6 protein-coding genes are annotated in these 4,453 nt (G+C 29.2%); all 6 read left to right on the top strand.

Translation table 11 applies throughout. From position 1 onward, the window contains the following. Positions 1 to 167 precede the first annotated feature (167 nt). The 6 genes from ES675_RS16200 to ES675_RS16175 all read left to right on the top strand — a co-directional run bounded on the left by ES675_RS16200 (position 168) and on the right by ES675_RS16175 (position 4,186). Complete coding sequence (locus ES675_RS16200) at positions 168 to 1,064, top strand: hypothetical protein (RefSeq protein WP_066257218.1); 897 nt, start codon at positions 168 to 170, stop codon at positions 1,062 to 1,064. A gap of 159 nt (positions 1,065 to 1,223) precedes the next feature. After that, positions 1,224 to 1,712: a hypothetical protein gene (locus ES675_RS16195; protein ID WP_148367572.1), complete on the top strand. Its 489-nt coding sequence runs from the start codon at positions 1,224 to 1,226 to the stop codon at positions 1,710 to 1,712. Beyond that, entirely contained in the window at positions 1,712 to 2,326 is a 615-nt protein-coding gene (locus tag ES675_RS16190; protein WP_066257213.1) for a CFI-box-CTERM domain-containing protein, read from the top strand. Before ES675_RS16195 ends, ES675_RS16190 begins: the two co-directional genes overlap by 1 nt. Continuing rightward, positions 2,326 to 2,730 (top strand): hypothetical protein, encoded by a 405-nt coding sequence (locus ES675_RS16185; RefSeq protein ID WP_066257210.1) that lies wholly within the window; start codon positions 2,326 to 2,328, stop codon positions 2,728 to 2,730. The genes ES675_RS16190 and ES675_RS16185 overlap by 1 nt, the downstream gene beginning before the upstream one ends. Before the next feature lie 160 nt (positions 2,731 to 2,890). Beyond that, entirely contained in the window at positions 2,891 to 3,499 is a 609-nt protein-coding gene (locus ES675_RS16180; protein ID WP_066257207.1) for a hypothetical protein, read from the top strand. 156 nt (positions 3,500 to 3,655) lie between these two features. After that, entirely contained in the window at positions 3,656 to 4,186 is a 531-nt protein-coding gene (locus ES675_RS16175) for a hypothetical protein (protein WP_148367571.1), read from the top strand. Positions 4,187 to 4,453: the final 267 nt, after the last annotated feature.

Below are 4,453 nucleotides of genomic sequence, written 5' to 3'. Positions count from 1 at the left end.
TTCAACAAAAACGACAGAAATTTATACCCATGTTGCTAAAAGTAGTTTTGATTCTATTAAAAATCCATTAGATTTGTAGGTGTAGATATAATAGATATATACACACCATTACACATACACATACGTTAGCTGTAAGGCAAAACCAACTTTAGAAATACAAGAATAATTTGAAATACGAAAATAGACTTATAGCTTTTATAGACATTCTTGGATTTAAAGAAATAGTTCGTTCTTCCGAAAAAGATAGTTCAAAAATTGAATTTTTATATTCTGTTTTAGATTACCTAAAAAGTTGGGAAATTCCCGAAAACTGGAATTTACAATTAGTTGAAATTGAAGAAGATGCTCAAAAAAGAGGAGTTGAAAATTTTGATATAAGAGGTAAAACCAACACTACTGCGTTTTCTGATAGCATTGTTGTTTCAGTAAAAGTTGAAAATAACGTTAATGAAATGACTTCAACTTTAATTGTCAATTTAGCATACATAGGAGCAATACTATTTGAGAAAGGAATTTTATTCAGAGGAGGAATTACAATCGGAAACCTAATTCACAATGAAAAAGGAACTGTTTTTGGTCAAGGACTAATAGAAGCATATCAACTCGAAACAAATAGTGCGAAATTTCCAAGAATAATTCTATCCAATAAGCTTATTCAAAAATTAAATTATCCTCTTGAAACAAAACGAAACAGATATCCTTATCATCAATATCTTGAAAGGTACGAAGATGGTTGTGTTGGATTTCATCAAATGATATATTTTCAAGTTATTGAAAGCTGGACAGAAATGACTAATGAGAAGTTGAAAGAAAGTCTGAATATAATCCGAAAAGTAATTATTAAAGGACTTGACACAAGTTTTGAAAATCCAAGAGTTTATGAAAAATATATATGGTTAAAAACTCAATACAATAATTTAATAATATTAAGTGATTTTGACTTTAAGACAAAAACACACGAAAATGTTAAATTGAAAATCAGAGAATTAAATAAAGGAATGAATGGACATAATGTTCATTATAAATATACAGATGATTTTTACGAATCAACGAAAAAGAAATAAAGCCCTACAGCTAACACCGTGTAAAATTAATTGCTGGTTTTAGCCAATTTACGAAAGTCCTCGCGGACTTTCTATCTGTGATTTATTTACTAACTTTAGTTCTTGAAACACACAACTAATCTTACACAACAACGTTGTAAAACATTTGAACCAATCTCTATGAAGAAAATAATCTTACTCGGAATGCTTATACCTTTTATAGCATTTTCTCAAACCGAAAACAAAATTGAAGGACTAACAATCAACACACCTTGTGAATTAGAATATACTCGGAATTTAGGAAATCAAAATAATTATAGTTGTGTTTTCCAAGACAATAACGAAAATATATTCCAATATTCCGCAACAGTTCAAAATCTCTTTGAAGATATGAAAGGTTTAACTGGTAATTCTCTTCAAGTATTTAAAGACCAATTTTTTAAAACAGCGAAAGAAAACGCTCAATCGAATGGCGAAAAGACAGAAAATATTGTTTTAGCAAACGGACAAAAAGCATTGAAAATAGAATCTTATCTAACATATGCAGACCAAAAGTTTGCTAATACTTCAATTTTATTTCTTTATAAACAAAAAAGTTTCATTGTCAATCTTACTACCAACGAATTAAAAAACTCATATAATTTAACTGACCGAATAAAAATAAAATAATGAAATATTATTCAGAATTTACCACAGAATATGTAAATGACATTTGTAAAGAATTAAGTGCAAAAGGAGTTATTGCAGACAAATTTGAAAACAAACCATTTGCGCCAGAAAGTTTTGAAACTTTAACTAATTTTCTACAAAATCATATTGTTAGGTCTTTAGACATTTTCACATATTTAGACAATTTAGGTTTAGTAAACAGAGGAAAATGCCCTTATAATGGTCAAAGAATTGACGAATCCTTTCCAAGTTGGTCTTTTATGAATAATCGAAGAGTTTACGTTTCTCACGAAGGTTATGCAATAATGCAAAAAGAAGACGAAGAAGAATATGAAAAAATAATGGGACATCCTAAACCTCAAAAAAGTGCAACAAGTGGAAAAAGTGGTTGTTATATTGCAACAGCTTGTTACGGAAATGAATTTGCCCCTGAAGTTTTACATTTAAAATTTTTCAGAGACAACACATTGGCAAAAAATTATTTTGGTAGACTTTTTATAAAAACTTATTATTTTCTTTCACCATCTTTTGCGGAAAAACTAAAAGACAAAGAAAGATTAAATACATATATAAGAAATCAGATTTTAAACAAAATCGTAAAGCGAATTAAATAATGGTTTGGATTATTTTAATTTTAATAATAGGTGGTTATGTATTTTGGAAATTTAATGATGATTCCAAAAAAGTAGCGAGAAGAAATGAATCATTCGGAGGAATGAAAAAAATGTTTCCCGAATTTGTTCAGCACTTTGAAAATAACGGATTTGAACTTGTCGAAAATTCTGGAGCGAAATTAGTTTATAAAAAAGCATTGACTAATAATCCACCTTTTAACAAATATTTATTTTTAGGCGTAGAAAGTAAATTTACGAATATTGCATTTGGTTATGTAATAAACGGAAATGGAGAAAAAATAAACGGACTGAATGTGGAGTTTGCCAAAAATTACAGACTTGAAGAAGTGGAAATGATAGTCCGAAAAATAACAGGTAATTTAGAAATAACAGGAGCAATCTGAAAAAAAACGTTTTACAACATCGTGTATAATTAATGGCTTGTCCTCGCTTTCTTACGAAAATCCTCGCGGATTTTCTATCTGGTGTTTATTTGCTAAATTAGGTGCTTAAACACGCTACTAATCATACACAAAACCGTTACCACACATTTGACCAAATCTTATGAAAAAAACATTGCGGAATATAACTACATTCAACTTGATTTTAATTTTGGCTATTTTTATTCAAAGTTGCGCTTCATTTGATAAGGAACTGATTAACCCAAATCCTTTGAAAAAAGAAAAACTAAACAAATTGAATGGTAAATACGGAATTGTTCATAATGAATTTGATAGTATTCATATCGATAAAGAACATAATTACAATCGACAAATATGGAATTCCAACAATTTTCTCACCGAAATCGACCGAAAATTAATAAAAGACACGCTTGAAATAGACACTCTAAAAACTTATGCGTTTAATTTGAAAGTTTTAAGCCCTAAAAGAATTAAAATTGAATATATCGAAAACGGAAAAGTGTTTCGAGAAAGGATTTTAAAAACTAAATTAAAACGAGACGGATATTTATATTTAAGAAATAAAAACACTCAAATTATGTTATTTCCACTTATTTACGGAGCTTTTGACATAAAAAAAACTCGAATATCCAAATCTGATAATGGTAATTTGCTTTTTGATGTAGCTAACTTCAGATATGGAGGAGCATTAATAATTATTGGAGATACAAGAACTTGGAAATATAGACAAGAGTACGAACGAATCGAATAAAAACGTGTGGTAACACCGTGTATAATTAATTGCTTTGGTCGTTGCTTATTTGGAAAATTCCTTTGGAATTTTCTCGCGTTCGTTTTTGTTTACTAAATTAGTTGCTTAAACACGCAACTAACCATACACAAACACGTTGGCAAACATATAAACGAAATGCAGAAATTCCATTTAGTATTAGTTCTAATTTTGATGTTTAGTTGTTCTAAAAACCACACTGACAGCCGAATTACGGAATTTGAAAAAATCTTCGGAGAAAGACAAATAAATGCTTTTGATTCACTTGTATCTGACTTTGAAAAAAATTTAACCAAAATTTATCCGAATTTGTCAATCGAAAAAGGTTATCATCAATATCTCATCGATATAAAATCTGACACTATAACTGACTGGAAAAAATTTGACTTTCAATCCAAACGAACTCACACTGAATATTATAACAGCGGACTGCGAAATGAAATCTATGACAAAGACACAACCTCGCTAAAGGAAAATAATTTTGGAAATTATATGACAGCACTTTATGAAATAAAAGATTCGGATTCTCTGATTAAAAAATATTGGAACAAAAGAGAAGCTATGGGAATAATGCAAAACACAATTATTGTCGACGGACTATTAAGCTCTAAACCTGATTTTAATAACTATTTTCACAAACGAATTGTAGTTGCTGAATTTAGCTTTTGAAAATAAATACGATTTGCCAACACCGTGTATAATTAATTGCTTTTTTGAGCTTACTTGCGAAAATTCCTGCGGAATTTTCACGGGTTCGTGAAAGTTTACTAAATTAGTTGCTTAACCACGCAACTAACCATACACAAACACGTTGGCAACAAGCTAAAAACAGAACGCAAAAAATGAAAATATTCCCTTTTATATTGACTTTTGTAATTTTATCCAGTTGCGTTGATTCTAAAAAATCGATTCAAGTACAAACAAAAATCGACATTG

This window comes from Algorimicrobium algoritergicola (genome assembly GCF_008086165.1).
GTDB lineage: Bacteria > Bacteroidota > Bacteroidia > Flavobacteriales > Flavobacteriaceae > Algorimicrobium > Algorimicrobium algoritergicola.
This window is presented reverse-complemented; position numbering and strand designations above follow the sequence as displayed.

Excerpts from the sequence above, each read along its gene's own strand:
- ES675_RS16195 (WP_148367572.1), top strand. The coding sequence starts at position 1,224 with ATGAAGAAAATAATCTTACTCGGAATGCTTATACCTTTTATAGCATTT.
- ES675_RS16190 (WP_066257213.1), top strand. The coding sequence starts at position 1,712 with ATGAAATATTATTCAGAATTTACCACAGAATATGTAAATGACATTTGT.
- ES675_RS16185 (WP_066257210.1), top strand. The coding sequence starts at position 2,326 with ATGGTTTGGATTATTTTAATTTTAATAATAGGTGGTTATGTATTTTGG.
- ES675_RS16180 (WP_066257207.1), top strand. The coding sequence starts at position 2,891 with ATGAAAAAAACATTGCGGAATATAACTACATTCAACTTGATTTTAATT.
- ES675_RS16175 (WP_148367571.1), top strand. The coding sequence starts at position 3,656 with ATGCAGAAATTCCATTTAGTATTAGTTCTAATTTTGATGTTTAGTTGT.